We start from the raw sequence: 25,949 nt of genomic DNA, 5'->3' as shown, positions 1-25,949 counted from the left end.
ACAGTTTGCGGAACAGCTCAATAAAGTGTACTGGGGAAAGGCTAAGCTTTGGCATAATTCTAAGTGCATTGTCTCATGCTGAGGTGCACCTCTAGAAATTGTGAAGCGATATATCCAGAATCAGTCAGTAGGCGCTATCCCTCCCCACCCGGGTGGGGAATCCCGCGCCTTACGTTGAGCAAATGCAGGAGCAGGCGAGTTAACTGGCGCAGTAATTGATGGCCAAAGCCCCTACTAAAGTGAACTGAAAAGTCAGGAGCACCAAGTAGAAAATGGCGCGGGGCCTGAACAAAGTCAGCATCAAGCCAATGGCCTTCAAGTCCACCATCGGCCCAAACACCATAAAGGCCAACAGGGATCCCGGCGTGAAGGTGGCGGCAAAGGAGAGGGCAAAAAAGGCATCCACCGTCGAGCAGATAGAAATGATCCCGGCCAGGGCCATCATGATCAGGATCGAGACCAGTTCATCTTGGCCATAATTTAGAACAAACGAACGCGGGATCACCGTCTGCACAAAGGCCGCCATCGCCGAACCCAGGATGAGCACGGATCCCAGCTCGCGAATCTCTCTAGCCCAGGTTTGCAGCAGCAACAATCCCTTTTGCCGCCAAGAGAGAGCAGGGGCAGCGGCCAGCGCTGCCCGATACACCTCTTCGGCAGTCTGCGGAGTGGCCAGGGATCCGCCAGCAGCCCCTTGAGCATGGCCCTGGGATCCAATCCAAAAGGTGCCCCCCTGCAACAACGGCGAGCAGGAGGTGCTTTTCAGAGCTGCCTCTTGGCAGCGGTTGCGCTGCAGCTCTCGCCAGACCGCCGGTTGCAACAAAGGCTCCAGATCTTTTTGCACGCTGAAGAGCAAGCCGATGGCCACCGCAATGCCAAAAGAAAAAAGAACCCGGTAGACCACCAGCTCCGGCATGCTGCGAAAGGCAATCCACGTGGAGAAGATCACGACCGGGTTAAACACCGGCGCTGCCAACAAAAAAGCCACCGCCACATAGGGTGGGATCCCTTTGATCACCAGTTGCCGGGCCACGGGCAGATTGCCGCATTCGCACACCGGAAAAAAGAACCCCAGGGCACCGCCGGCCACCGCGCTGCCGATTTTGCCTTTGGGTAGGAAACGAGCCAACTGGGATCCCTCTACGAACACGGCCATCAGCCCGGAGAGAAACACCCCCAAGAGCAAAAACGGCATGGCCTGCACCACAATGCTCAAGAAGAGGGTGAACCCGTCTCGCCAAAGGGGAGAATCCAAAGGGCTCAACGCACCACCTCACCCACGCATTTGGGCTCTATTGAGTTTGGATCCCGGCCCAGTGCTCTGTCAAACCGCTCTCAACCCCGCTCCTCGATGGGGATGTAGCGTTGCTGGCGTTCACCTGTGTACACCTGGGTGGGTCGGAAGAGCCGATTATCCGACAACTGCTCCCGCCAATGGGCCAGCCAACCCGCCACCCGGGCAATGGCAAATACCGGCGTAAACAAATCTTCCGGGATCCCTAGCTTGGCGTAGACCAACCCCGAGTAGAAGTCCACGTTGGGGTAAATTCCTTTGGGCCCCAGCAGCTCCGCACACACCCGCTCCACTTCCAGGGCGATGTCGTAGTACTTGTCGTGGCCGTAGCGCTCGAACAGCTCCTCGGCCAGCCGCTGCAGAATGGTGGCGCGCGGATCCTTCACCTTGTAAACGCGATGGCCCATGCCCATGATGCGCTCTTTTTTGGCCAGCTTCTCTTCGATAAACGAGCGCACATTTTCCACCGAGCCGATTTGCCGCAACAGCCTCATCACCTGTTGGTTGGCCCCCCCATGCAACAGCCCCGAAAGGGTGCCCACCGCCGTGGCCAGGCTGCTGTAGGGGCTGGCCAGGGTAGAGGCGCTTACCAGCAGGGCAAAGGTAGAGGCGTTGACCGTGTGTTCGGCGTGCAAGATCAGACAGGTATCGAAGATGCGGGCCAGCCAGGGATCCGGCTTCTTGCCGGAGAGCATGTAGAGAAAATTGGCGGCATGATCCAGGCTGTCGTCGGGGGGGATGGGATCGTTACCCTGGCGCATCTGGTGAAACATGGCCACCATGGTCGGCAGCTTGGCGAGCAGACGGGTGACCGTGCCAAACACATAGTCGGGATCCGCCTCCCGCACCGGATAGAACATCCCCAAGCCTGCCACGCAGGTTTGCAGGGCATCCATCGGGTGGCCCGACTCAGGAAACGACTTGATCATGTCGCGGATGCGGTATTTGACCCGCCGATGGCTGCGGACGGCCTGGTCAAAGTCGTTCAGCTCGGATTGCGTCGGCAGCTTGCCGAAGATCAGCAGATAGGCCGTCTCCAAAAAGGTGCTGTGGGCCGTCAGTTCCTCAACGGGAATGCCCCGATACTCCAGGATCCCTACCTGGCCATCGACAAAACTAATGTTAGAACGCGTGGCCGGAACGCCTTCTAGCCCAGGCTTGTATTCGCCATCCGCCATAGTCGGACCCTTGGAAGTTCCCAAATGATGAATCGAGGGTTGCCAAAGCTGCCTGGAGCCCTTGTTTCTCTCAGGCAACACTGACCCCGCTTCGCTACAGTAAAGCAAATTTTGGATCCCTGCAGCCAACCGCTGACCTCGCCCAGAGCTTGGATCGGACTGGGATCCGCTTCCTATCTTGCAACAGCCCCCGCTGCCCGAGGCAAGAGTTGTTGCTATTGTGAGGACGACCCCCTGGTCGAGGGCGCTCGACCGCAAACCCTGCTTGGAGATGGCCTCGATGTCGAATACGGCGCAAACTCACCCCGTCCAAGGGCTGGAATACGTGGTGCTGGGAGTGGCCACCTGCTTCCAGCGAGATGAGGACGGTCACCTGCGGGAAGTCCTGGTGGCCGAGCCGTTGCCCGCTGCCGCCTTGGACTGCCTGGCCCAAGAGGGCCGCAGCACTTCCTATTGTCTCCTCTACGCCACAACCTATGCCGAGATCGTGAACAACGGGACCCCGACTTTGCCCGCCGATGTCTTCCCGGCGGGGGTGGTGCTGGGAGAAGATTTTGTGGAGCGGCTGCAAGCGGCGGCCCGCACCTATCGCAGCAAGCCCCAGTTTCGCCACATCCCCCTGCACCAAGTTTGTACTCCCGAGCGGGGGGCGTTTAAGCTCAACCACAGCCTCGAGCCGCGACGGATCCTCAATACGGCAATGGAAGTGAAGGATGCTGACAACATCAAGCAGCACCCCCACACCCACCAACAGCTCTGAAGGAGAGGCTGCTGGTGCCAGCGCAAGGACGGCAACACCAGTCATCACACCCAGGGATCCCGACAAGCTGGATCCCTGGGCAGAAGTTACCTGAGCGATGGAGAAGGCAGGAAGGGCTGGCCCAGCCACAGCCCACTGAAGCCCAGCGTCAGCAGAGTCAGGGGCAGACCCAAGCGCAGATGCTCCCCAAAGGAGAGCACGTACCCTTTTTTGGCGGCTGCCTCAACCGTGATTAGATTGGCTACTGCCCCAAACAGGGTTAAATTGCCCGCCAACGTGGAGCCGGCAGCCAGCAACAGCCAAGTGGTGGTCTCCTGTTGGGGAACCAAGGATTGCAGCAACAACACTGCCGGCACATTGGAGATGATGTTGGATAAAATGGCTACACCGATCAACAGGGCGAGGGGGGATCCCACCAGCCTCTCTGCCAAAGGCCCCAAGCTCATCCCCCAGAGGGCTACCAGTTCTCGCGTTGCCCGCGTCAAGATAAACAGCCCGGAGAACATCACCAGCAAATTCCAGTCCACCTGCCCCAGAAATCGCTCCGGCTTCAGCCTGCGGGTAATCAGCAACAGGGCCGCTGCCACCAAGGCCGATTCGGCCAAGGGAAGTCCGGCTATGAAGGCCACAAACAGCCCCCCCGCGATCACCAGGCTCTTGCGCAATAGGGGCGGGTAGAGGCGCAGCGGCAGCCAAGGCACCTGGGCAAAGGGTTGCAAGGAGCGCACCTGGGGGTAATAGAGCCACAGCAGCCCCACCTCCAGCAGCAGCCCCACCACGGCAATGGGCGTCATCTTGCCGGCAAACTCCAGATAGCCGATCCCAGAGAAAGAGCCGATCAAAATGTTCTGTGGGTTGCCGCTCAAGGTGGCGACGGATCCCAGGTTGGTGGCTGCCGCCAAGCCCAACAGGTAGGGAATCGGGTTTAACCCCAACACCGTTGTGACCTGCAAAGTGAGGGGAGTAAACACCAGGGCCAGGGTATCGTTGAGCAAAAAAGCCGAGAGCAAGCCGCTGCCAAACACCAGCATGATCAACAGGCCAAAGGGGCTACGGCTCACCCGAATCAGGCCCAGCAAAGCCAACTGGAAGGCCCCACCATAGGACAAGCTGGCATTCACCACCATCATGCTCAGGAGAAACACGATCGTGGTGGGGTCAATGGCCTCCCAAGCCTGCCGCAGCGACAAGGTCCCCAAGCCAATGAGCAAGGCGGATCCCACCAGGGCAATCGTGGCCCGGTTCATGCGCAACCGGGGCAGGGATCCCAGCCCCAGCCCGAGATAGCTCAAGCCCAACACCAACCAAGACAGTTTCTGCAGGCCTCTGCCCCCTCCTTTTTGGATCCCTGCTGGGTTGAGCCAATGGCCGGAGTGGAAACAGGCCCGCTATGCCCAGCACTCAACTCATAGGTTACAAGAATAAAAAGCTTTTCAGGACAGCCCGGAAGCTCGTCAGGCTGAGTAGTCGTGGGGATCTGGCCGTCGTTCATAGGATAATGGGAGCCCGTAGACCTTGAGTTGCCCATCGTTCACTGAGGAGCTGTCCCCTTGGTCAAAGAGCGAGTCGAGGTGATCGTCCCGGCCACCACCGCCAATTTGGGGCCGGGGTTCGACTGCATTGGTGCAGCCTTAGAGCTCTACAACCACTTTCAATTTCGGGAGATCCCCTCTGGCCTCAGCATCCACTACCGTGGCAGCGACCACATCAGCCAGAGCAAGGACAACCTGGTGTACCGGGCCTTCTGCCGCGCTTTTGAGTTGCTGAGTAAGCCCGTGCCGGGGGTAGAAATCGAAATCACCCTCAACGTGCCCCTGGCGCGGGGGTTGGGCAGTTCTGCCACCGCTATTGTCGGCGGCTTGTTGGGAGCCAATGCCATCGGGTCGCTCAACCTAGCTCCCGAAACCCTCCTACAACTGGCCATCGCCCTGGAAGGCCATCCAGACAATGTGGTGCCCGCCCTGCAGGGCAGTTGTCAGCTCTGTGTGCAGGGGCAGCAGGGGCAATGGGTGTTTTGTCCGGTGGATTGGCACGAAAGCATTGGCATCGTGGTTGCGGTGCCCAACTTTAAGCTTTCCACCCAAGCAGCCCGCGAGATCCTGCCCAAATCCGTCAGCTTGGCGGATGCGGTTTTCTCCAGCAGCCATCTGGGTCTGCTCATTCGCAGCTTGCAGTCGGGCCGGGTGGACTGGCTGAGGGTGGCCCTGCAGGATCGCCTGCACCAGCCGGCCCGCATGGAGCTGATCACCGGGTTCAAAACGGTTCAAGCTGCAGCCATAGCTGCCGGGGCCTATGGGGTGGTGATCAGTGGAGCCGGCCCCACCCTGTTGGCCCTCTGCGCCCCCGAAAATCGGGAACGGGTGGGAGCCGCGATGGTCAGCGCTTGGGCCCAGCTCGATATTGAAGCAGAAGCCAAACCGCTCAGCTTGGATCGGCAGGGAGGACGGGTGGTGATCCACTCCCAGCCGGCTGGATAAAAAACTCTCTCTCCAAGCTCCTCAGGCTGGTGCTGGGAAGCCATCCTGCAGCAGCAGCAATAGAGGCGGGAGGAGGAGCCAAGCCGCCACCAGCAGGGATGCCACTGCTGCCATCAACACCGCTGCCGCGGCGCAATCTTTGGCGATCTCGGCCAAGGGATGATATTTGCTGCCGAGGGTGAGATCCACCACTGCTTCCAGAGCGGTATTCACCAGCTCCAGCGCCATCACCAAACCGCTGGTCAGGCTGATCAGGGCCATTGCCGCAGCGCTCAGCCGCAGGCCCAGCCCAAGGCCGAAGGCTACCGCCGCCACCGCCATGTGAATGCGGAAGTTGCGCTGGGTGCGGATTGCATAAGCCAAACCCTTGCCCGCGTAGTAGAAACTTTTGCCCAGGTTGTCGGCCACCTGCCAAGAGGGGGGGCGTCGCCAGGGATCCACCTCCAAAGGCGCGGCATTGGCTGCGGGATCGACCTCAGAGGAAGGCGCTGGAGCGATACCGGTGGGCTTGGAATGGACGCGCCGCCGGAACGCCGCCAGCCGACTAGGACTGTTGGCCATGGCTTACCCCTCCATCCAGTTGGATGGCAGCGAGCAACTGTCGCTGTTGCTGCACCATGTGCTGGAGAGAACGTTCATCCGGGTGATCCCACCCCAGCAGGTGAAGCAACCCATGGCTGGCCAGCCAGGCCAGCTCCTGCGAGAGCCGATGCCCTTGCGCTTTGGCTTGTGAGCGGGCGGTGGGCACCGAAATCACAATATCCCCCAGCAGGCGCACCCCCGTGATCTCGTGCAGCTTGACGGGGGCGGGCATCTCCTGGGCGGCAAAGGCCAGCACATCGGTGGGCGCGTCAAGGTGGCGAAACTCGCGGTTGAGCTGGCGAATGTGATCATCGGAGGTGAGGCAAAGGCTGAGCTCGCACGGCTCCTGTACCCCCAGCTCCCGCAACCAGATCTCGAACCAATGGCGCCAAGTGACTTCTTCAACCGGGCTTGGAATGTGGAATTCCAGGTAGAGATCTAGAAACTCTCCCATGCCGGCCTCCCTCACACCACGCACCCTATTCTACCGATTTGCTCAGGTTGGGCCAGTTTTTGTTTCTCTGCTCGGCAAGCTGTTGCAGCGCCTGGCGCAGCCGATTTTCCAGCTTTTGGCAGTCTGGATCCCAATCCTCTGTCGGAAACAGATCTCCGGCAATGGCGACCGCCCAGGCCCCTGCTTGCAGATATTCCGCTGCCTTGGCCAAGGTCACCCCCCCAGTGGGGATCAACGGCAGGGATCCCAGCACCGGTCGCAGATGACGCAGGTAGCGGGATCCCCCCATGCTCTCCGCCGGAAACACTTTGACCGCCGTTGCCCCCGCCTGCCATGCCTTCCAGATCTCGCTGGGGGTAAGGGCACCGGGCACGACGGGCAGTCCCACTTCCCGGCCCCAACGGATAATGCTCTCGTCCGTAAAAGGGCAAACGCAAAATTGGGCCCCCGCCTGCCAAGCCTGCTCCGCCATCTGTCGATGGGAGACGGTGCCCACCCCTATCCAACACTGCGGGTGGTCTTGCCGCAGTTGGGCAATCAACTCCAGATAGCGGGGAACGTGCGGGGTGATCTCGATGTGGCGGATCCCGGCCCGGATGGCCAGAGTGGATCCCTGGAGAGCCTGGTCTGGGCTGCTACAGAGGCGGATCACCGCGATCAGGGGCTGCTGCCACAAATGGAGTAGCCAGTCTCCAAAGCCGCGTTCAGAACCCTCGAATACCATCTGTGGGAAAGTACCCTCTCATTGGAAGGGCTGTCGGGGAACCGGTGGCAAGATCCCATCGTTGGCAATGACCGGAAAAGCCCAACAGCGAGCGTACCGCCTTGGCGATGGGCGGAGGTCACTCTTGCCGACTTTGGTGCTCACGCCAAAATTGCTCCGCAAAAGCCACTGTTGGGTGGATGGGGGCACGGGGTTTGCTGAGGAGGGGCATATTGGCCTCTTCAGGAGTGCGGTTGCCCTTGCGCTGGTTGCAGCGTTCGCAGGCGGTCACCACATTGTCCCAGGTGTGGGATCCGCCGCGGGAAAGAGGTACGACATGATCCAGGGTCAGGTTATGGGTGCTGCCGCAGTACTGACAGGTGTGGCGATCCCGCCGCAAGACCTCTCGCCGGGTAACAGGGGGCACCCGCCAGGATCCCTCTTTGCCCTTGATGGTCAGGCGGATGTGTTCGGGCACCTCGATCACCTGGCTGGGGGAGCGCACCTTCCACACCGGCACATCCATCATCGCCAGCGGCTCTGCCTTACCCGTCAGCAGCAGCACAATCGCCCGCCTAATGTTGACCCGGCTAATGGGCAAGTAGTTTTGGGAAAAGACAACAATCGACTGTTCCAGGACGTGGGTAGCAGCAGTCATGACTTAGCTCTTCCATTTGCCGCCATTGTCCTGAGAAATCTGGCGAATGACAAGGTTTTCCCCCAGTGGGCACCATCCAGGTGGAGCCCCACCATTCAACATTCCAGAGTTTCTTACGATCGGGAGCCGGACAGATGGGCTAGTATCCGGGTGATGGTCGGATCCCGTGCCTCCCATGACCTACCCGCTGCATGTTGCCCTGGTTTGGCACCAACACCAGCCCCTCTACAAAAGCCCGCTGGCGGGTAAATATCGCATGCCTTGGGTGCGCCTACACGGGATCAAAGACTACCTGGACTTAATTTTGCTGCTGGAGCGCTATCCCCGCCTGCACCAAACGGTTAACCTAGTGCCCTCTCTCATTGTGCAAATCGAAGACTACGTGGCCGGCTCCGCTTTCGATCCCTATTTGGAGCTGACTTTATCTCCTGTCGAAAAGCTGACCCCGGAGCAGCGGCGCTTCATTGTCGAGCGTTTCTTCGACAGCCATTACCCCACCATGATTGAGCCCTACCCCCGCTACCGCCAGCTCTACGAACAGCGGGAATCGCAAGGGATCAACTGGTGCCTACAGTACTGGACGCCCCAAGACTTCAGTGACCTGCTGGCCTGGCACAACCTCTCCTGGTTCGATCCCCTCTTCCAGGAGGATCCTGAGATCGAGAGCTGGATCAAGATGGGATCCGGCTTTACCCTGGCGGATCGGCAGCGGATCTACGCCAAGCAACAGCAGATCCTGGCCGCCATCCTGCCCCAGCACGCCAAATTGCAAAGTAGCGGCCAACTGGAGTTGACCACCAGCCCCTACACCCACCCCATCTTGCCCCTGCTGGTGAGCGAGCGCTCGGCGCGGGTGGCCCGGCCCGGCTTGCCCCTGCCCCGCTACCCCTTCCACTGGGAGCAGGATGTCCACAGCCAACTGGAGCGGGCCAAGCAGATCTACCGGGAGCGCTTTGGCCGCGATCCGCGGGGTCTGTGGCCTTCAGAGCAGGCGGTCAGCCCCGCCATCGTGCCCCTGATCCAGAAACAAGGCTTTGATTGGATCATCTCCGACGAGGGAGTGCTGGGCTGGAGCTTGGGCCAACCCTTTCATCGCGACGGGCAGGGCCATATCCTCGAGCCGGAAAAGCTCTACCGCCCCTACCGTCTGGAGAGCGAGGCAGGGGATTTGGCCATCATCTTTCGGGATCACCGCCTTTCCGATCTCATTGGCTTTAGCTACAGCGCCATGCCTGCCGACGCTGCCGCCAAAGATCTCATCGGCCACCTGGAGAGCATCCGCAACCGCCTACCCCAAGACCAGCCCTGGCTGGTCACCATTGCCCTGGATGGGGAAAATTGCTGGGAGTACTACCCCCAAGATGGCCGCCCCTTCCTGGAAAACCTCTATGCCCGCCTCAGCCAGCACCCGGCGTTGCGCTTGGTGAAGGTGTCGGAGTTTTTGGATCAGTTTCCCCCCACGGAGTTTCTGCCAGCCGAACAATTGCACAGCGGCTCCTGGATTGAGGCCGACTTTACCACTTGGATTGGGGATCCCGTCAAAAACCGCGCCTGGGAGCTCCTTGCCCAAGCCCGCCAGGTGATCCAGGATCACCCTCACGCCACCCTCCAGGCCTGGGAAGCCCTCTGGGCCGCTGAGGGATCCGATTGGTTCTGGTGGTTTGGGGCAGGCCACTCTTCCGCCCACGATGCCGTTTTTGACCAGTTGTTTCGGGAACATCTACAGGCCCTCTACACCGCTTTGGGAGAGGCGGTGCCGGCGGCGCTGCAGTTTCCCCTCGAGGATCACGACGGGCTGGGGGATCGCCTGCCGCAGGGGTTTATCCATCCCACCATCAACGGTCGCCCCGCCGAACGGGAGTGGAGCCAGGCCGGGCGGGTGGAGATCGGCGCAGCCCGAGGAACCATGCACCGCAACAGCGTCGTCCGCCGCCTCTGGTACGGGTTCGATCACTTCAACCTCTATCTGCGGCTGGATTTTAACTCGGTGGTGCAGCGGCCCAAGCAATTGCAGGTGCTGTGGTTTTATCCCAACCGCGTTACCGTCAACAGCCCCATTCCCCTGCAGGGGTTGCCGGCAGAAGCCCCCCTCAACTATCTCTACCGCCACCTGTTGAAGCTGTCGCTGCCGCCGCCTGGCACCGGCCAGCATCCCGCACCCGTCGAGGCTCAGCTCTTGCAGGCAGGGGAGTACCATAGCTGGCAGCCCATCAACCATCAGGTGAAGGCGGTGGTGGATGCCTGTTTGGAGGTAGCCATTCCCTGGAGCAATTTGGGCGCCCAGCCGGGGCAGGAGCTGCAATTTATCATTGTGGCCGCCGATGGCGAGACCTTCCAGGAAGGGATCCCCCCCAAGGCCACCATCGCCCTGCGCAGGCCTTGAGCGGCTGGCCGTTGGCCCTTAGAATCTCTGACTGGTTATGCAGCGCGATCTCTACCCGCCCATCGAGCCCTACGATTACGGCTTTCTCCCCGTCTCTTCCCTGCACACCCTCTACTACGAGCAGTGCGGCAACCCGGCGGGCAAGGCGGTGGTGTTTTTGCATGGGGGGCCAGGGGGTGGGATCGATCCCCTCTACCGGCAGTACTTTGATCCCAGCCGCTGGCGGGTGGTGCTGTTCGATCAACGTGGTTGCGGCAAGAGCCGCCCCTACGCCGAGCTGCGGGAGAACACCACCTGGGATCTGGTGGCCGATATCGAGAAGCTGCGCCAACACCTGGGCATTGAGCGCTGGTGGGTGTTTGGGGGCAGTTGGGGCAGCGCCCTTGCCTTGGCCTATGGGCAAACCCACCCCCACTCCTGCCTGGGGTTTATCTTGCGGGGCATTTTCCTGCTACGCCCTTTTGAGATCCGCTGGTTTTACCAGTCGGGGGCCAGCCACCTGTTCCCCGATGCTTGGGAACATTACCTGGAGCCCATCCCCCCCGAAGAGCGGGATGACCTGCTGGCAGCCTACCACCGCCGCCTCAACGACCCGGATCCCCAGGTGCGGCTGAGAGCGGCCCGCGCCTGGGCCATCTGGGAGGCCAGCACCAGCAAGTTGATCCCCAGCCCTGAGCTCATCGAGCGCTTTGGCCAGGAGACCTTTGCCGAGGCCTTTGCCCGCATCGAGTGCCACTACTTCGTCCATGGGGGTTTTTTGGATCCTGAAGACCAGCTCCTTAGGGGGGTGGAGCGCCTGCGCCATCTGCCGGCTGTGATCGTCCAGGGACGCTACGACGTGGTCTGCCCGCCCATTTCTGCCTGGGAGCTGCACCAGGCCTGGCCAGAGGCGGAGTTTTACCTCATTCCCGATGCCGGCCATTCCATCACCGAGCCCGGGATCCGCACCGCCCTGCTGCAGGCCACGGATCGCTGCGCCAGTCTGTGAGCCGCTGAGATAGCCTGGGTTGGGGATCCCAAGACCTTGAAGAATTGCTACAGGAATGCCGGCAAAACCTTGGGATCCAGCCCCGGAGCACGGCCAAGCCTATCGACAGTCGGCGATTTTGGGTTTATCACTGAGGGAAGAGCGGTGCAGGCTGCCTGGTCGATGGCTTCCGCCACTGGCTCCTTTTGATTGTTGTTAATTGATCTTGGGCTGGTTCCTCCACTCCAGCGTCTTGTCAAAGCAAACTTGTCTTTACTTCGCCGTTTCCAGGGTCGAACCATGCAGAAAATAACTCATCTGTCTAAGCTTGCCCTCGCCCTGCCTGCTTCCCTCTTGCTGGCAGATGCCGTTGTGGCCTACCCCTGTGACTCGGTTGGGGGTGAAGCTTACAACTTCTACAGCCCCACGGTTCAGGTTGACAGTTTCGGGGCTCAGGTGTCGCCTGCTGTCCTAGGCAACGGTTTTATCGGGGTTGCCATTGAAACGGTGGATGGACAGCCAGCTCAAGGTGCCGTCAGTCGTCGCCTGTTTGGCCCCGCGCCTCAAATCCAAGGGGTGCAGGTGGTTGGTCTGCTCCAGGATGGCCCGGCTCAACAAGCGGGTCTGGCCCAGGGAGATATTTTGATTGGGGTGGACGGGCAGCGGGTCACCTCGGTGCAGCACGTCCAGCAAATTATCCAAAACACCCCGGTGGGCCAGCGGGTACCCATTACCTTCCGGCGCGGCGGACAGGTGTTGTCCACGGTGGTGGTGGTCGGCGATGGCCGTGTGTTGCGCCCCTTGATGCTGCAGCAGCAGTAAGCTTTGTCGGGATCCCTTGCTGAGCTCCCTGTGACTGCTGCATCAGGGACAGAGTGGGCAGTTTGGGCGGTTTGCGGCCTCAACGGGCTGCTGTTTCTGGCTTTGCTCGCCCTCGTTCCTGTCCTTTTGAGCCTGCGGTCGGCGCTCTGGGTTACGGAGCGGGCCATGGCCGACTGGCGGGAGGCGGCTGAGCGGGCTTTGGCTCCCACGCCGGCTGAGTTGCTGCGCCTACGGGATCGGCTGCGGGAGAATCGCCATACCCTCGACCGCTGGCAGCGGCGTCTCCAGTTTTGGCAAGGGATCCGCAGGGTGGCTGTTTGGCTGGGGCGCAGGCTGTGAGGAGCATGGATAGCGTCTCTCATCCCATCCGGTTGCAGGTGATGGCCAATGCGCTGGCGGGGATCGCCGAGGAGATGGGGGCGCGCCTCATCCGCGGTTCTTACTCGGCCAACATCAAGGAACGGCGGGATTGCTCGACGGCCCTGTTCGACGCTCGGGGAGACTGTATTGCCCAGGCGGCCCACATTCCGGTGCACCTGGGCGCCCTCGCGGAAGCGGTGCGGGCGGTGGTGGCAGCCGGCCCGCGGCCCGGCGATGTGTTCGTCCTCAACGATCCCTACCAGGGGGGATCCCATCTGCCGGATATCACGGTGGTTACAGCCATCCCCGGCCTGCGGGATCCAGAACAAGTCTGCGCCTACGCGGTGAACCGCGCCCACCACGCCGACATCGGGGGGATGCGCCCCGGCTCCATGCCGGCCGACTCTACGGAAATCTGGCAGGAAGGGCTGGTGATCCCGCCGCTGCGGCTGGCCCAAATGACCCTGACGGGGGAGCTGTGCTGGCAGGGCGATCTGCTGCGCCTGATCCTGGCCAATGTGCGCAACCCTGAGCAGCGGCGGGGGGATTTGCAGGCCCAGGTGGGGGCCAGCGCCGTGGGGGTGAGCCGGTTTCGCGAGCTGCTGGCCCGCTTTGGAGAAGAAGAGGCCTGGCAGTTGATCGCCGGGGTGATCGCCTACAGCCGGCGGCGGATGCAGGCCCAGATCCGCGCTCTGCCTGCTGGGATCTACACCGCCTGCGACTACCTGGAGGGCTACGGGGATCCGCCCGAGCCGCTCCGCATCCAGGTGCAGATTGAGGTAAGGGGAGAGAGGCTACGGGTGGACTTTGCCGGCACAGCCCCGGCCACCGCGGGGAACCTGAACGCGCCTTTGGCTGTGACCCGCTCGGCGGTGCTCTTTGCCCTGCGCTGCCTGTTGGATCCCACGGCGCCCAGCAATGTCGGCCTGGAGGATCCCATCGAGATCGTAGCCCCGCCCGGCTGCCTGGTGAACGCCCAATTTCCGGCGGCGGTGGTGGCGGGCAACGTGGAAACCTCGCAGCGCATTGCCGATGTGGTGTTCAAAGCCCTAGCCCCGGTGGCCGGATCCCGTGCCATTGCCCAGGGACAGGGCACCATGAACAACTGTGTGCTCGGCAACCGCCACTTCACCTACTACGAAACCCTGGGGGGCGGCCAAGGAGCCAGCCGGCAGCGACCGGGCCTGGACGGCGTCCACGTGGGCATGAGCAATACCCTCAACACCCCCATCGAAGCTCTGGAGCTGGAGTATCCCCTGCGGGTGCTGCGCTACGAGCTACGCCCAGATTCCGGCGGCCATGGCCGCCAGCGGGGCGGCTGGGGGCTGATCCGCTCCCTCCAGACCTTGCAAGATTGCACCCTCTCCCTGCTCACCGACCGGCGCCACCATGCCCCCCAAGGGGAAGAAGGCGGCGAGCCTGGCCAGGTGGGGATCAACCTCGTCAACGGGGATCCCTTGCCCAGCAAAACCAGCCGATCCCTGAAAGCCGGCGATGTGCTCACCCTCTACACCCCTGGCGGCGGGGCTTGGGGGTCAAGCGAGGAGGAGCAGGCACCCGAACCCACATAGCGCAGGTGGGCGAGAAACAACTGCTCGCAGCGCCGGATCACCTCATCACGGCTGGCAAAGTGCTCTAACCTATGCACTTCTTGACCTTTCTCAAACAAAATTAGGGTCGGCAGCGAGCGCACCCGATAGCGGCGCGGCAGCCAAAAATTGTCGTCCACATTCACCCGCAGCACCTTAACTGCGCCGCCCCACTCTGCTGCGAGACGGTCGGTAATCGGCTGAATGAACCGACACAGGCCACACCAAGGGGCGCCAAAATCCACCAACACCAACCCGTCACTTGTCAAAAGTTCTTGATTAAAAGCATCTAAAGCAACTTGCAAGTTCATCACTCCCAGACTAAAGAAGTTGTTTGGGATCATGCTACCAGGCAATTTGGCTGGCTGCAGAAACCATTTGCGGATGGAAAGCATAAAGAATCACTACAAAGCTGAACACCCCTAGGTAGGCCCAGCGCAGAAACTCTCGCGGTTGCAGTTGCTGGCGCTTCTGCAGAATGGCCAAGCCGGGGATCACAGAAGTACGGGCCTTGAGATCGCGGAAGGCCTGGCCGTATTTCCGCTCCAGACGGTGATCCCCGTGCCAGACGGCGAACAGGTGATAGGCCACCAGCCCCAGGGAGGTGACCAGCATAAAACTGGAGCCAATCCAAAGGGAATGGGCCACACACCAGATCACCTGGCCCACCATTTGGGGGTGGCGGGTGATGCGGATGATCCCGGTCTCAAACAGGTGGATCTCCGGCTTCTGAATGGCGGCGATCTCCAGCAAATTGAAGGTGGCCGGATACAAAAAGAAAAACGAGAGCGCCGACAAAAGAACAACGGTGGTGTGAATGCCGGGGACAGCATGGAGATCCCAAAGGATCACGCCGTCGTAGCGATGGTTAAAGAAGTAGATCAGCAGCAGCGGCGCCAAGCTGAGGCTGACCAGCGCAAAAAGAAGGCGGTACAAACGGGATCCCAGCCAAGCTTCCCCCCAAGGCCGCAAGTAGGCCAGCCCACTGTGAGCACAGGCAAATCCTAGAATCATGGCCAACATGATCGCATGGGATCGGTAGGGGGCCAGCTCGGGCGGTAAGTGGCTAAAGAGTGGGAACAGCATCTTTTCAAGAGCTCCTCTGGGGCGTCGCCGTGACTTATGCTTAAAGATAAGTTACATAAGGCAAGCTTCCCATGCTGAAAACTTTTTTTCTACGCCTTGTCGGCCTGCTCCTCTCGGTCATCCTGGTGCTGGGCTGGACGACCGCAAGCGCTCAGGCGGCCCGTCTTACCGGCAAGTACTACGAAGACAGCATGACCCTGATCCAAACCCTGCGCACCGTCCTTTCGGAAGCGGATCCCGTGATGAACCCGGCAGAGGCGCGGGCGGAAGCGATGGAGGCTATGCAAGAATTCGCAGGACGCTACCACGGCCAACGCTACGACAAGCTCCAGTCTTTCACCACCCTGCGCACCGTGTTTAATACGCTGGCCTCCCAGTACCGCACCTCCAACCGACCTCTCAACCCGGAGAAGGTGGAGCGGGTGCTGATGCAACTGGATCGGGCGGAGTTGGCCTTGCGCCGGGAAGGTTGAACTTTTGGGATCTCCCAGATCCAAATCACAGGCAAATTTCCCCCGGTGCAGCCAAGCTGTTGCCAGCTCGCAAAAGTCGAGGTCATCGCCGGCGTTCTTCCAAACCTGAGGAGGAAGGCGCCGCTCTCTCGAGGCAAAGGGCATTTTCTCAGGATTTGGGAGGTTGTTATGGGCACAGGTCGTTGGATCCTGCTCTCGTTGCCGCTGATGGTTGGGGGTGGGGTTATTGCTTTTTATTCAGCTTCGCTCTTGTCCCTTCCAGCCCAAGGACAGGTGGCTGGAGCTGCCGAGGAGGGATCCCCGGGCCCTTTTTTTGCGGTGGATGGCCTGGCCCTGCGCGGCTATGACCCGGTGGCCTACTTTATCGATGGCAAGCCGGTCGAGGGATCCCCAGCCTATGAATGGGAGTGGGGAGGGGTGACCTGGCGGTTTGCCACTGCTGACAATCGGGAGCGGTTTCGCAGCAACCCGGAGCGCTTTGCCCCCCAGTACGGCGGGTTTTGTGCTTGGGCCGTGGCCCACAACTACCTTTACCCGGTGGATCCCTTTGCCTGGAAAATTGTCGATGACAAGCTGTACTTGAATGCCAACCGGCGGGTACAGCGCAACTGGGAGCGGGACATTCCCGGGTTGATCGAGAAGGCAGATGCCAATTGGCCGGGGCTGCGCAGCCGCTGAGCCTACCTGTCTGGGATCACTGGATGAGGCGCAGGGTTACCTTGATGACAACCCGGTGGAGGCCGCTTTCGCCAAGCTCCAGATCGCCCCCCATTTCTCTCAGGAGCCGCTCGCTCACCCGCCAAGTAGCACTGCTCTTTGTTTCAACGGGCACATGGCACCGTCCCTCCAGGTTCCACTCTAGACACAGGTGCCCCTCCGCTGCTGCGATGGGATAGAGGTGCAGAGCCATCGAACCATAGCGCAGGGCACGGATGCCCCAGCGACACACCCCCAGCAGAGCCTGCACCAAACCGTGGGGATCCGCCCAAACCATAAGGCTGTCCGAGAGGGCGGACGGCTCAGAAACAGAAGGTGGTTGTAGGATCGGCCACTCGTAGCGAATGCCCTGATCCTGGGCCTGTAGGCGAGTTAGGCTGTACACATCTTGCAGCAGGGGGCGGAGTTGGGTCGGCTCCGGTTGCAGGGGTTGAATGGGCAGATCGTGGCGAGCCAGGCGGGTGTATTCCTCGAGCAGCTTAATCAAGCGCTCTACGGACTCTTTGGCACTTTGAATATATTCCCGCTCCTCCTCCGGGGAATCGCACAGATCCGACAACACCAACTGCAGGGATCCCATCTGGCTGCTGAGGGGGTTGCGCAGCTCGTGGCCAATGCTGACGAGCAACTCCTGCTGAAAGGCTCGCATCACCTCAGAGCGTTCAAAAGCAAATTGCCAATCTACCGCCTCTTGCCTGTCGGCAGGGGCCGCCGGCTGGGAAGCTGGATCGGGTTTGGCTGCGGGTTTCCTCAAAAGGTGCTCCGGACGAAGGACAGGGGATCCCGTCGAGGTTCAGATCCTTGGGTTCGGATCTTTAAGCTTTGCACAGTAAGGACTACGTCCCCCTGACGCGAGCAGGCTCTGGAGATACCCCACTCCATGGGGATCCTACCCTTTTCTACCCGACGAAGTGGGCGCTGACCACCCGCTCAATCCCCGCCAGATCGCGGTGAACTTGGATCTGCCGATAACAGTCCCTCTCTCGCAATTGCTCCGCCACCCAAGGGGCTTGTCCTCGCATCACTTCTACCGCCCAAAAGGAGTTGGGGGCCAGGTAGTCCGGTGCCCTTTGAATCAACAGCCGCAAGTGGGCCAGCCCATCTTCCCCGCCATCGAGGGCCTGTCGCGGCTCGTGCAGCCGCACCTCGGGCATGAGATGGGCCAGCTCCCCGGTGGGGATGTAGGGCGGGTTGGAAACCAGGCCGCGCAGCCGCCCCCGCCAGGGATCCAAGGGCACAAACCAGGATCCCAGCAGCAACTGCACCCGCTCCTGCAAATGGTGGGCCGCCACGTTGTCCGCCGCAACGGCTAGGGCTTGCGGGCTCGAATCCACCGCCAGAAGCTGCAACTGGGGATGTCGCTGGGCCAAAGCGATGGCAATCGCCCCGCTGCCGGTGCCCAGGTCGGCTAAGCAGGATGCGGGCGGCAGAGGATTAGCCTGTAACCAGAGAGAAGCCTGCTCCACCAACAGCTCGGTCTCCGGACGTGGGATCAGCACCGCCGGGGTCACCCGTAGGCTCAAGCCGGCCCATTCCACTTTGCCCAACAGATACTGCAGAGGGACGCGCTTTTCCACCCTTTGCTGCCAAAGGACCTCTACCTCCTCCAGGAGTTCCCCCGCCCCAGCCGGAGCCCGACCCAGCAGCCGCTCCAACGGCCCCCACCCCAGCCGTTCCTTGAGCAGAATCTCCACCTCCTCGGCAGGGATCCCAGCCGCTTTTGCCGCCCTCAGCGCCTGGGCACGCCACTCCAGCAATCGCCTCAGCAGAGTCGAGGGGGATCTCAAAGGATTCCGTTCTGCCAGCATGACTGGGGGTTGGGTTAACGCTGAGGCTGGGGACTGGCAGAAGGGTTGGCAGGCCGAGCCAACGATTGGATGTATTCCAGCGCCGAGCGGGAAGGGATAAAGGCGATCTTCTGCACATCGGCCTGGGCATCGGGAGCCAGCATGCGCTCCACCACAATGGCCAGGGAGGTGACCTCAATCTGGGTTTTTCCAACCACATCCGGGTTCTGGGCTGCCGCCCGATCCAAAGCTCGCTGCAGATCGTTGCGGTCGAAGAAGAAGGGCACCACCTCCTGACCATCCTGCTCGATGGTCAGCAGCCCCTCTCCGGAGCGGCCATAGAACAGAGGCACGCCGATCGCTTCTGGAGGCACATCTTTGCTGGTTTCTTTCAGTACCTGCTTGGCTGCCTCCACATCAGCAGGCCGCGGCACCACCTCGAAGTACAGATCGCTATTTTTGGCGCGCTCCTCTTCCGATTTTTCGTAGGCATACCCCAGCGAGAGAGGCACCACCTGGGCTTGGCTGGCTATCTCGGGGTTGCTGGCTTTCACCTGCTCCAACATTTTTTGGGCCTGGGCTTGATCCAGCCAGAAGGAGACCACTTGAATGGTGCGGCCATCTCGCTCCACATTGGCAACAACAGGTGTGCCGTTCTGAGACACAACCGCAAAAACAGGCACCAGGCTTAGCCGCTCTGCCACCTCTTGCCGGCTCATGGGGCCTGCGGTTGCCTGAGCCGGTGGAGCACTCCCCTGAGCCCAAGCGGGAGTCATGGCCAAGCTCGCCCACGCTGTCCCGATCAGGATCCCGGCTATACTGCTCACCCGAGCTACACAGCAGCAGAGGGATCGGGCAGGCGACACTACGTTACAGCGCATCATTCTCATCATCCACTCCCGGCATCGCGCCTTGTTCTGGTTGCTATAGGGCTAGATCCCTCAAGTACTAACCAACAGATCGGGCAAGGCAGAAGCTACCCGGATTGAACCTGCTCGACAGGGCTAGGCTAGCGATGCGGCACACCTTCGGCATCGACTCGCGGCTGGCCGTCGCTGACAACACCCCGGCTCACCGACCTCAAAGAGCGCTCTTGGGCCACCCTAGAAGCCAAGGTTAGAACATCTGCTCGACTCCTGTCGAGGGGCAAAGCCCCTATTTGGGGTGGGGATCCCGCATCACTCAATACTATATACGGAGTCGCATAAAATCGACCCACGCTAGATGCAGATCTACCCAACAGCAGATCGGTTCAGATCGAGCTGACAATTGTATGCTCAGCTTTTCCACAACAGGCAGCCTACCCCAGCCTTGTGCATCAGGGCTCTGATGTAGCCGCGCGAACGTGGCAGCTACTGTTAACTTTTGTTAAGTTAGGGGGGACAAACGCATACTTCCGAGGAGCATTAAACCATGGCTAAGATCTTTACCCCTGAATTCAACCAATTTGAGACCATCAACGCCACGCAGGCCTGGTCTTTGTTTTTCACCATCAGCGCTTCCGATCGGCTTTTGGGCTCAAACCCGGCTGTTGGGCGCTACATCACGCTGGCCTTGTTCAGCGCCATCCTCACCGGCATCCTGAATGTGCTGCTGGCCTCCTAGTTCGGCCTTGGTAAGAGGCCGCCGGCAGCGGCGGTTCGACCTGGGAAAGGGGATCCCTTCCTCAGGTTTTTTGCTTTTGAATGGGAAAGGATCCCTTTTGCTCCGGGTGGGGCGATGAAAACGTCTGGGACAAGTTCTGCGGCGGCGGCTTTGCCCGTCGCGCTGCCGCTGCTGCTGGCGCCGGCAGGAGATTGGGAGTGTGCCAAGGCAGCGGTAGAAAACGGGGCCGATGCCATTTACTTCGGGCTGGAGCGGTTCAACGCCCGCCTACGCGCCCGCAACTTCACAGAGGCAGATTTGCCGGAGCTGATGGCTTGGCTGCATCAGCGGGGGGTGCGAGGCTATGTAACTTTGAATACTCTGGTCTTTCCGGGGGAGCTGGAGGAAGCGGAGCGGTACATCCGCTCGATGATCGCGGCGGGGGTGGATGCGGTCATTGTCCAGGATATTGGCATCGCACGCTTGATCCGTCATCTTTCTCCCGATTTCCCCATCCACGCCTCGACGCAGATGACCGTCACCAGCGGTATCGGGGCAGAGTTTGCCGCCGAGTTGGGCTGTGAGGTGGTGGTGCTGGCGCGGGAGTGTTCCCTCAAGGAGATGGCCAAGATCCGCGCCCATCTGGAAGAGAAGGGATCCCCCGTCTGCTTGGAAATCTTCGTGCACGGGGCGTTGTGCGTGGCCTATTCCGGGCAATGTCTGACCAGCGAGGCGCTGGGGGGGCGTTCGGCCAACCGCGGAGAATGTGCCCAGGCCTGCCGCCTGCCCTACGAGCTGGTGGTAGACGGGATGCGGCGCGATCTGGGGGAGAAGCGGTATCTGCTCAGCCCCCAAGATCTGGCCGGTCTGGAGGTGCTGCCGGAGCTGGTCAAGCTGGGGATCCACTGCTTAAAAATTGAGGGTCGTTTGAAATCGCCGGAGTATGTAGCCAATGTAACGCGCATCTATCGCCAGGCCTTGGACGCCCTGGGGGCAGGGCAGGCGTGGCAGCCCTCAGCTCAGGAGTGGTATGAGCTGGAGATGAGCTTTTCCCGCGGGCTGTATACCGGCTGGCTGCGGGGCATCAACAACCAAGAGCTGGTGCATGCCCGTTTTGGCAAGAAGCGGGGGGTTTACCTGGGGCAGGTGCTGCGGATCGAAGGGGATCAGGTGGGGGTGCGCCTGCAGGCTCCCCTCAAGCCGGGCGATGGCGTGGTGTTCGACCAGGGAGAGCCGGAGCAGGGGGGGCGGGTTTACCGCGTGCACAAGAAGCAGGGGCTGGCCTGGCTTGGCTTTGCCCAGGGGGCCATTGACCTCAAACGCCTGCGGCCAGGGGATCGCCTCTGGAAGACCAGCGACCCGGAGCTGGAGAAACGCCTGCGCCAGAGCTATGCCGGGGATCAGCCTCGCTTTCAACGCCCCGTCCACCTGGAAGTTCACGGCCAGGCCGGCTTGCCCCTGACGCTGATCCTGCGGGATGAAGAGGGCCACGTGGTGCGGGTGGATTCGCCGGTGCCTTTGCAGCCTGCCCATCACCAACCCCTCACCGACGAGAAGCTGCGGCAGCAACTGGGTCGTTTGGGTTCCACCCCGTTCAAGTTGGGATCCCTGCACAATGCCCTGGAAGGAGAGGTGATGCTGCCGCTGAGCGTCCTCAACCAAATGCGGCGCCAAGCCGTGGAGCAGTTGCAGGCGCTGCGGGCTCGGCCCCGCCGCTGGCAGCTCAACCCTGAAGCTCGCTGGCCAGATCTGCTGCCCGCCCCGGAGCAACCGCAAAGGGGATCGCCCCAACTGGTGGTGCTGGTGCGGGATCCAGAGCAGTTGCCGGCGGCAATTGCCTGTGGCATCCGGCAGATCTACCTGGAGTTGGAGGATCCCCGCCGCTACCGGGAAGTTATCCGCGCCACCAAGGCCGCTCACCCTGAGGTGGAGCTGTGGGCGGCCCCGCCCCGCATCACCAAGCCGGGAGAAAGCTGGATCCTCAAACAGGTGTTGGCAGCAGGAGCCGATGGCTATCTGGTGCGCAACTACGACCACCTGCGCTTTTTTGCTGGCCAGCGCTGCATCGGCGATTTTTCCTTGAACGTGGCCAACCCCATCACCGCCCACTATTTCAAAAGCCGCTACCCCTTGGAGCGCCTGACGGCCTCCTATGACCTCAACCACGAGCAACTGGGATCCCTGCTCCAGGCCAGCCCCGCCCACTGGTACGAGGTCACCATCCACCAGCACATGCCCATGTTCCACATGGAGCACTGCGTCTTCTGCGCTTTTTTGTCCCGCGGCACCGACTACACCAATTGTGGCCGTCCCTGCGAAAAACACGAGGTGAGGCTGAGGGATAGGGCCAATGTCGAGCACATTTTGAAAGCCGATGCCGGCTGCCGCAACACTCTCTACAACGGCAAAGCCCAAACCGGGGCCGAGCATGTGCCAAAACTGCTGGATCTGGGGTTGCGATATCTGCGCATTGAGTTCTTGCAGGAATCCCCCGAGCAGATCCGGCAAACCTTGCGCTGCTATCAACAGCTTCTCCAAGGCCGGATGAGCGGATCCCAGCTGTGGCGCGAGCTGAAGCTACATAGCCAATTGGGGGTTACGCGCGGGTCTTTGCAGAGTTAGAGGCTGCGCGGCCTTACATACCCTCTGTATTCTCTGCGGTTGCCGAGGCCGGGTGGGCAGAGCAATAGAAAAAACACTCCCGCAAAATTGGCGTAAAATTTCCTCAGGGTACGGTCGTTTCCCAACCTCTCTTTTGCTTCCCTATCCTCTGCGTAGCTCTCTCTTTGGTTACCGTGAAACACACCCTCAGCGCCCTTGTGCAGGATCAGCCTGGCGTTTTAACCCGCATCGCGGGGATGTTTGCCCGTCGCGGCTTTAACATCGACAGCCTCACCGTCGGCCCCACCGAACGACCGGGGATCTCTCGCATCACCATGGTGGTGCAGGGAGATGAGCACGACGTGGAGCAGATGACGAAGCAGCTCTACAAGCTCATCGATGTGCTAAAAGTTACCGATATCACCCACGTCCCCTGTGTGGAACGGGAGCTGATGCTGGTCAAGGTGAATGCCAGCCCCGAGACCCGCTCCGCCATCATGGATGTCGCCCAAATGTTTCGTGCCCGGATTGTGGATGTGGCGGAGGAGTCTTTGACCCTCGAGGTGACCGGGGATCCGGGCAAAATGGTGGCGATCATCAAGATGTTGACCAGCTTTGGCATCCGCGAGATCGCCCGTACCGGTCTGGTGGCCCTCACCCGCGAGTCCGGCGTGAATACGGAATACTTGAAGCAACACCCCACCTTAGTGACCATCTGATGGCCTTACGAGAAGCGATGCCACAACCGGGGGAGAGGTGGCGGGGATCGGCTTGGCGCGGCGGAATTCGCAGGATCCTCGGCCTTGTGGCCATTGTGCTGGTGGGGCTGCTGGCCGGCTGCGGCCCCAGGCCGCCCAAGCCGATTGTGCAGCAGGCCCTTGCCTACCAGATCGCTCATTTGTCCGAGCCGGTGGCCTCCTTGGTGGGCAGTGAGCAGTTGTCGGCCCGGCTGGAAGTGCAAGATGTGAAAATCCGTCGGGATCGCCGTGAACCTTTGCTGTTGGCCTGTTGCTCCGCAAGAACAGGAGAAACGCTGGAAGGCCATCACCTCAGCGGTACCTACACCCTGATCGTGAAGCCGCCGGGATCCCGCCGTCCTTATCGCCGCAAAGGGGATCCCTTTCAGCTCACCTTGGCCCACCAAAAGGCACAAACTGTTGCTACGCAGCGCTCGCCTGACGCAGAGCCCCAAACCGTGCCCGAACGGTGGCTACTGGCCTACGGCTCGCCTGATGCTAAGACCTGGAGGGTCATCGACTTTCTGCCTCAGCCCGCACCGGCACCGGAGTTGCCTCCTGCCGAGCCAGAACCGGCCATCCCGGCAGCCTGACTCACCGCAGCAAAGCCGCCCCCCAGGCAAAAAGACCATCCACCAACAGGGTATTTAGCACTGCTCCGGCAAAGGCCCAATGGTGCAGGCGGCGGGATCCCCGAATCATCCACAACCCAGCGCCCAGCAAGAGAAGGCCCAGGCCGATGCCCCAACTCAGGCCCCAGGGGGTAGCCATTTTGTCAAGAGCGGCCATGAAAGGGACAACCGCCTGATCCAAGCGGTCGAACTGCATCGCCTGTCGCCACTCCGGCAGCAAGCCCACCGAGTGAATGTAAAGATCGGTAATCGCCGTGCCCCACAGGGAACCGAGATAAAACCAGGTGCCGATGCGGGCAAACCGCTGCCGTGTCCCCCACCAGACAATCGGGATCCCCAAAGCTTCCACGGGCATGTGCCAAAGAGGCTCAAAGCGCAGCCAGCCCCAATAGAGGGATCCCGCCAGCCAAGTCAGGGTAAAGCCGTAGAGCAAATCTCCCCACAGGCGGGTACGGAGCTGCGAGTAGAGATGCAAACTGAGGCCCAACCAGCCCAAAGACATCACCAAGCTCACCCAGGGGGCATATCGCACCAGGGGCGCTTGCACAAAAACGGGCAGGCAGACGAGCAGAGCCGCCATTCCCCCAATGGCATGGTGGGATCCGAAACGCTTTTGAATCGGGAGAGGGCGATGCTCAGATGACAGCAGAGGCTCATTTGGGAGAGGGGGCAAAAAAGGTGTGGAAGACAAAATGCAACATTAAAAACCTTTACATCAGTTAACATAGCACCTTCTTCGCCGTGACAGGAGCGGGAAAGCTCCGGGAGGTCGAAATGGGCATTCCCTCTCCAGAGATGCCAGGGTGGAAACGATGTGCTGGCCGGAGGAAACCGTATGGACTTGCTGTTGGCCGCAGATATCGGGGGCACCAAAACCAGCCTCAGCCTTGTCAATGCCGAGGATCCCGAGCACAGCCTTTATCATTGCCGCTACGCCAGCCAAGATTTCGTCAGCCTCGCCCCGATGGTGGGAGAGTTTCTGGCCCAGGCTCGGCAGGAGCTGGGTCGAGATCCACGGCCTGCTGCTGCCTGTTTTGCGGTGGCCGGCCCGGTGATGGAGCGAGCAAGGGTACAGACCGCCAAGATCACCAACTTGCCTTGGGATCTGCAGTCAAGCCAATTGGCCGCAGAGCTGGGGATCCCGCGCGTAGCCTTGATCAACGACTTCAGCGCTGTGGGGTATGGCCTGCTTGCCCTGGGCGATCAAGATCTGGACACCTTGCAAGTGGGTGAGCGTCAACCCCGGGCTCCGATTGGCGTGATGGGAGCAGGTACGGGTTTGGGGCAGGCTTACCTCACCTGGGGAGAAGGCGGCTACCAGGTTCATGCCAGCGAGGGAGGGCATGTGGATTTTTCCCCGCGCACCCCTTTAGAGTGGGAGCTTTTGAGGTATTTGCAAAAACGGCACGGGCGTGTCTCCACCGAGCGGGTGGTCTCAGGGCAGGGAATTGTTGCCATCTATCAATTTTTGCGGGATAGTCGGTGGGGGCAAGGGGAAGAACAGTTGCTGGCCCAAATTGAGGCTTGGGAAAAGGGGGCCGAGCCTGTTGACCCGGCAGCCCAAATTGCCAATGCCGCCATGGAAGCACGGGATCCGCTGGCAGTGGAGTGTCTGCGGCTTTTTATCAGCTTGTACGGAGCTGCGGTCGGGAACTTCGCCCTGCAACTGCTGCCTCGCGGGGGCCTGTTCATCGCCGGTGGGATCGCGCCCAAGCTCTTGCGCCTCTTGCACCAAGGAGAGTTTTTGTCCTCGTTTTTGGACAAAGGGCGGATGCGTCCTCTCCTGGAGCAACTGTCGGTGCAGGTGGTGGTGAATGCGCAGGTGGGGTTGAAGGGAGCTGCTCGCTATGCCGCCACCCTTTTGTCTGGCAAGACCACCCAGCCCAGCGGATGATGGCAACGATCCCCATTGATGCTGGAATCATGCTGGACAATCTTGTCCAGCCGTCCCTCGTCGGGATCCTAAACTTCATCCCTTGGCGGATGGGGCAAAATGGGATTGGATCTTTGCCGCATTGTTAGACTTCCCAATAGCGGGCAGCCGCCATCCAACCGATGATCGCCGTCCCTCAGCACAGTTATAGTCACTACCAAGTAGCAATGAA

The 25,949-nt window shown here is 60.9% G+C and carries 27 protein-coding genes; 14 read left to right on the top strand and 13 right to left on the bottom strand.

Annotated elements, in window-relative coordinates; translation table 11 throughout:
- Positions 1-199: 199 nt before the first annotated feature.
- Positions 200-1,255 (bottom strand): permease, encoded by a 1,056-nt coding sequence (locus NW826_RS06250; RefSeq protein WP_414337172.1) that lies wholly within the window; start codon positions 1,253-1,255, stop codon positions 200-202.
- Between the two features lie 80 nt (positions 1,256-1,335).
- Positions 1,336-2,472, bottom strand: coding sequence for a citrate synthase (locus NW826_RS06245; RefSeq protein WP_414337167.1), 1,137 nt, complete (start codon positions 2,470-2,472; stop codon positions 1,336-1,338).
- A gap of 280 nt (positions 2,473-2,752) precedes the next feature.
- Between NW826_RS06245 and NW826_RS06240 the strand changes: the two genes are divergently transcribed.
- A complete protein-coding gene (locus NW826_RS06240) occupies positions 2,753-3,232 on the top strand; it encodes a hypothetical protein (protein ID WP_414333310.1) in 480 nt (159 codons plus the stop codon).
- Between the two features lie 86 nt (positions 3,233-3,318).
- On the opposite strand, the gene NW826_RS06235 is transcribed toward NW826_RS06240, so the two are convergent.
- Complete coding sequence (locus NW826_RS06235) at positions 3,319-4,533, bottom strand: anion transporter (RefSeq protein ID WP_414333368.1); 1,215 nt, start codon at positions 4,531-4,533, stop codon at positions 3,319-3,321.
- A gap of 249 nt (positions 4,534-4,782) precedes the next feature.
- Here NW826_RS06235 and thrB point away from each other — a divergent pair, with 249 nt between their 5' ends.
- Positions 4,783-5,709 (top strand): homoserine kinase, encoded by a 927-nt coding sequence (gene thrB, locus NW826_RS06230; RefSeq protein WP_414333312.1) that lies wholly within the window; start codon positions 4,783-4,785, stop codon positions 5,707-5,709.
- Between the two features lie 21 nt (positions 5,710-5,730).
- Here thrB and NW826_RS06225 read toward each other — a convergent pair whose 3' ends face one another.
- From NW826_RS06225 to NW826_RS06210, 4 genes are all read right to left on the bottom strand, one after another.
- The gene (locus tag NW826_RS06225) at positions 5,731-6,270 is read right to left on the bottom strand and encodes a diacylglycerol kinase family protein (RefSeq protein WP_414333314.1); all 540 of its coding nucleotides are present in this window, start codon (positions 6,268-6,270) and stop codon (positions 5,731-5,733) included.
- Complete coding sequence (gene ybeY, locus NW826_RS06220; protein ID WP_414333316.1) at positions 6,254-6,745, bottom strand: rRNA maturation RNase YbeY; 492 nt, start codon at positions 6,743-6,745, stop codon at positions 6,254-6,256. The genes NW826_RS06225 and ybeY overlap by 17 nt, the downstream gene beginning before the upstream one ends.
- 25 nt (positions 6,746-6,770) lie before the next feature.
- A complete protein-coding gene (eda, locus tag NW826_RS06215) occupies positions 6,771-7,469 on the bottom strand; it encodes a bifunctional 4-hydroxy-2-oxoglutarate aldolase/2-dehydro-3-deoxy-phosphogluconate aldolase (RefSeq protein ID WP_414337166.1) in 699 nt (232 codons plus the stop codon).
- Between the two features lie 118 nt (positions 7,470-7,587).
- Positions 7,588-8,106 carry an HNH endonuclease gene (locus tag NW826_RS06210; protein WP_414509700.1) on the bottom strand — a complete coding sequence of 173 codons (519 nt, stop codon included), beginning with the start codon at positions 8,104-8,106 and terminating at the stop codon, positions 7,588-7,590.
- Between the two features lie 175 nt (positions 8,107-8,281).
- Between NW826_RS06210 and NW826_RS06205 the strand changes: the two genes are divergently transcribed.
- The 5 genes from NW826_RS06205 (at position 8,282) to NW826_RS06185 (ending at position 14,209) form a co-directional block, all read left to right on the top strand.
- Entirely contained in the window at positions 8,282-10,489 is a 2,208-nt protein-coding gene (locus tag NW826_RS06205) for a glycoside hydrolase (protein ID WP_414509699.1), read from the top strand.
- Between the two features lie 37 nt (positions 10,490-10,526).
- Positions 10,527-11,477: a prolyl aminopeptidase gene (gene pip, locus NW826_RS06200; protein WP_414509698.1), complete on the top strand. Its 951-nt coding sequence runs from the start codon at positions 10,527-10,529 to the stop codon at positions 11,475-11,477.
- Positions 11,478-11,756: 279 nt separating this feature from the next.
- Positions 11,757-12,278 carry a PDZ domain-containing protein gene (locus NW826_RS06195; RefSeq protein WP_414333325.1) on the top strand — a complete coding sequence of 174 codons (522 nt, stop codon included), beginning with the start codon at positions 11,757-11,759 and terminating at the stop codon, positions 12,276-12,278.
- Between the two features lie 30 nt (positions 12,279-12,308).
- Positions 12,309-12,617: a hypothetical protein gene (locus NW826_RS06190; RefSeq protein WP_414509697.1), complete on the top strand. Its 309-nt coding sequence runs from the start codon at positions 12,309-12,311 to the stop codon at positions 12,615-12,617.
- Between the two features lie 5 nt (positions 12,618-12,622).
- Positions 12,623-14,209: a hydantoinase B/oxoprolinase family protein gene (locus NW826_RS06185; protein WP_414509696.1), complete on the top strand. Its 1,587-nt coding sequence runs from the start codon at positions 12,623-12,625 to the stop codon at positions 14,207-14,209.
- Here the strand turns inward: NW826_RS06185 and NW826_RS06180 are convergent.
- Both NW826_RS06180 and NW826_RS06175 read right to left on the bottom strand, forming a co-directional pair.
- Positions 14,146-14,538, bottom strand: a complete 393-nt coding sequence (locus NW826_RS06180) for a thioredoxin family protein (RefSeq protein WP_414333329.1) — start codon at positions 14,536-14,538, stop codon at positions 14,146-14,148. The two genes, NW826_RS06185 and NW826_RS06180, sit on opposite strands and share 64 nt — an antisense overlap.
- A 34-nt stretch (positions 14,539-14,572) precedes the next feature.
- On the bottom strand, positions 14,573-15,313 hold the full coding sequence (locus NW826_RS06175) for an NnrU family protein (protein ID WP_414509695.1): 741 nt from the start codon (positions 15,311-15,313) through the stop codon (positions 14,573-14,575).
- Between the two features lie 71 nt (positions 15,314-15,384).
- On the opposite strand from NW826_RS06175, the gene psb27 reads away from it, so the two are divergent.
- Together psb27 and NW826_RS06165 are read left to right on the top strand one after the other, a co-directional pair.
- On the top strand, positions 15,385-15,786 hold the full coding sequence (gene psb27, locus NW826_RS06170) for a photosystem II protein Psb27 (protein WP_414333333.1): 402 nt from the start codon (positions 15,385-15,387) through the stop codon (positions 15,784-15,786).
- Between the two features lie 168 nt (positions 15,787-15,954).
- Complete coding sequence (locus NW826_RS06165; RefSeq protein WP_414333335.1) at positions 15,955-16,464, top strand: YHS domain-containing (seleno)protein; 510 nt, start codon at positions 15,955-15,957, stop codon at positions 16,462-16,464.
- Positions 16,465-16,480: 16 nt separating this feature from the next.
- On the opposite strand, the gene NW826_RS06160 is transcribed toward NW826_RS06165, so the two are convergent.
- The 3 genes from NW826_RS06160 to NW826_RS06150 all read right to left on the bottom strand — a co-directional run bounded on the left by NW826_RS06160 (position 16,481) and on the right by NW826_RS06150 (position 19,066).
- The gene (locus NW826_RS06160; protein WP_414509694.1) at positions 16,481-17,257 is read right to left on the bottom strand and encodes a sensor histidine kinase; all 777 of its coding nucleotides are present in this window, start codon (positions 17,255-17,257) and stop codon (positions 16,481-16,483) included.
- 145 nt (positions 17,258-17,402) lie between these two features.
- Positions 17,403-18,260 carry a peptide chain release factor N(5)-glutamine methyltransferase gene (prmC, locus tag NW826_RS06155; RefSeq protein WP_414509693.1) on the bottom strand — a complete coding sequence of 286 codons (858 nt, stop codon included), beginning with the start codon at positions 18,258-18,260 and terminating at the stop codon, positions 17,403-17,405.
- A 65-nt stretch (positions 18,261-18,325) separates the two neighbouring features.
- Positions 18,326-19,066: a Tic22 family protein gene (locus NW826_RS06150; RefSeq protein WP_414341532.1), complete on the bottom strand. Its 741-nt coding sequence runs from the start codon at positions 19,064-19,066 to the stop codon at positions 18,326-18,328.
- Positions 19,067-19,703: 637 nt separating this feature from the next.
- Between NW826_RS06150 and NW826_RS06145 the strand changes: the two genes are divergently transcribed.
- The 4 genes from NW826_RS06145 (at position 19,704) to NW826_RS06130 (ending at position 23,805) form a co-directional block, all read left to right on the top strand.
- Positions 19,704-19,895: a hypothetical protein gene (locus NW826_RS06145; protein WP_414333343.1), complete on the top strand. Its 192-nt coding sequence runs from the start codon at positions 19,704-19,706 to the stop codon at positions 19,893-19,895.
- 114 nt (positions 19,896-20,009) lie between these two features.
- Positions 20,010-22,496: a DUF3656 domain-containing U32 family peptidase gene (locus NW826_RS06140; protein ID WP_414509692.1), complete on the top strand. Its 2,487-nt coding sequence runs from the start codon at positions 20,010-20,012 to the stop codon at positions 22,494-22,496.
- A gap of 173 nt (positions 22,497-22,669) precedes the next feature.
- The gene (ilvN, locus tag NW826_RS06135) at positions 22,670-23,194 is read left to right on the top strand and encodes an acetolactate synthase small subunit (RefSeq protein WP_414333369.1); all 525 of its coding nucleotides are present in this window, start codon (positions 22,670-22,672) and stop codon (positions 23,192-23,194) included.
- Positions 23,194-23,805 (top strand): hypothetical protein, encoded by a 612-nt coding sequence (locus NW826_RS06130; protein WP_414333347.1) that lies wholly within the window; start codon positions 23,194-23,196, stop codon positions 23,803-23,805. Before ilvN ends, NW826_RS06130 begins: the two co-directional genes overlap by 1 nt.
- Before the next feature lies 1 nt (position 23,806).
- Here the strand turns inward: NW826_RS06130 and NW826_RS06125 are convergent, their stop codons facing one another.
- Complete coding sequence (locus NW826_RS06125) at positions 23,807-24,424, bottom strand: DUF3120 domain-containing protein (protein WP_414333349.1); 618 nt, start codon at positions 24,422-24,424, stop codon at positions 23,807-23,809.
- A gap of 255 nt (positions 24,425-24,679) precedes the next feature.
- Here NW826_RS06125 and NW826_RS06120 point away from each other — a divergent pair, with 255 nt between their 5' ends.
- Complete coding sequence (locus tag NW826_RS06120; protein ID WP_414509691.1) at positions 24,680-25,738, top strand: glucokinase; 1,059 nt, start codon at positions 24,680-24,682, stop codon at positions 25,736-25,738.
- Positions 25,739-25,949 lie beyond the last annotated feature (211 nt).

This window comes from Synechococcus sp. OH20 (assembly GCF_047502685.1).
Lineage (GTDB): Bacteria > Cyanobacteriota > Cyanobacteriia > Thermostichales > Thermostichaceae > Thermostichus.
This window is presented reverse-complemented; position numbering and strand designations above follow the sequence as displayed.

Excerpts from the sequence above, each read along its gene's own strand:
- NW826_RS06145 (WP_414333343.1), top strand. The coding sequence starts at position 19,704 with ATGGCTAAGATCTTTACCCCTGAATTCAACCAATTTGAGACCATCAAC.
- eda (WP_414337166.1), bottom strand. The coding sequence starts at position 7,469 with ATGGTATTCGAGGGTTCTGAACGCGGCTTTGGAGACTGGCTACTCCAT.
- NW826_RS06150 (WP_414341532.1), bottom strand. The coding sequence starts at position 19,066 with ATGACTCCCGCTTGGGCTCAGGGGAGTGCTCCACCGGCTCAGGCAACC.
- NW826_RS06195 (WP_414333325.1), top strand. The coding sequence starts at position 11,757 with ATGCAGAAAATAACTCATCTGTCTAAGCTTGCCCTCGCCCTGCCTGCT.
- NW826_RS06180 (WP_414333329.1), bottom strand. The coding sequence starts at position 14,538 with ATGAACTTGCAAGTTGCTTTAGATGCTTTTAATCAAGAACTTTTGACA.
- ybeY (WP_414333316.1), bottom strand. The coding sequence starts at position 6,745 with ATGGGAGAGTTTCTAGATCTCTACCTGGAATTCCACATTCCAAGCCCG.
- NW826_RS06205 (WP_414509699.1), top strand. The coding sequence starts at position 8,282 with ATGACCTACCCGCTGCATGTTGCCCTGGTTTGGCACCAACACCAGCCC.
- NW826_RS06120 (WP_414509691.1), top strand. The coding sequence starts at position 24,680 with ATGGACTTGCTGTTGGCCGCAGATATCGGGGGCACCAAAACCAGCCTC.
- NW826_RS06240 (WP_414333310.1), top strand. The coding sequence starts at position 2,753 with ATGTCGAATACGGCGCAAACTCACCCCGTCCAAGGGCTGGAATACGTG.
- NW826_RS06130 (WP_414333347.1), top strand. The coding sequence starts at position 23,194 with ATGGCCTTACGAGAAGCGATGCCACAACCGGGGGAGAGGTGGCGGGGA.
- NW826_RS06185 (WP_414509696.1), top strand. The coding sequence starts at position 12,623 with ATGGATAGCGTCTCTCATCCCATCCGGTTGCAGGTGATGGCCAATGCG.
- NW826_RS06140 (WP_414509692.1), top strand. The coding sequence starts at position 20,010 with ATGAAAACGTCTGGGACAAGTTCTGCGGCGGCGGCTTTGCCCGTCGCG.
- NW826_RS06165 (WP_414333335.1), top strand. The coding sequence starts at position 15,955 with ATGGGCACAGGTCGTTGGATCCTGCTCTCGTTGCCGCTGATGGTTGGG.
- NW826_RS06225 (WP_414333314.1), bottom strand. The coding sequence starts at position 6,270 with ATGGCCAACAGTCCTAGTCGGCTGGCGGCGTTCCGGCGGCGCGTCCAT.
- NW826_RS06210 (WP_414509700.1), bottom strand. The coding sequence starts at position 8,106 with ATGACTGCTGCTACCCACGTCCTGGAACAGTCGATTGTTGTCTTTTCC.
- psb27 (WP_414333333.1), top strand. The coding sequence starts at position 15,385 with ATGCTGAAAACTTTTTTTCTACGCCTTGTCGGCCTGCTCCTCTCGGTC.
- NW826_RS06245 (WP_414337167.1), bottom strand. The coding sequence starts at position 2,472 with ATGGCGGATGGCGAATACAAGCCTGGGCTAGAAGGCGTTCCGGCCACG.
- NW826_RS06125 (WP_414333349.1), bottom strand. The coding sequence starts at position 24,424 with ATGGCGGCTCTGCTCGTCTGCCTGCCCGTTTTTGTGCAAGCGCCCCTG.
- pip (WP_414509698.1), top strand. The coding sequence starts at position 10,527 with ATGCAGCGCGATCTCTACCCGCCCATCGAGCCCTACGATTACGGCTTT.
- NW826_RS06175 (WP_414509695.1), bottom strand. The coding sequence starts at position 15,313 with ATGCTGTTCCCACTCTTTAGCCACTTACCGCCCGAGCTGGCCCCCTAC.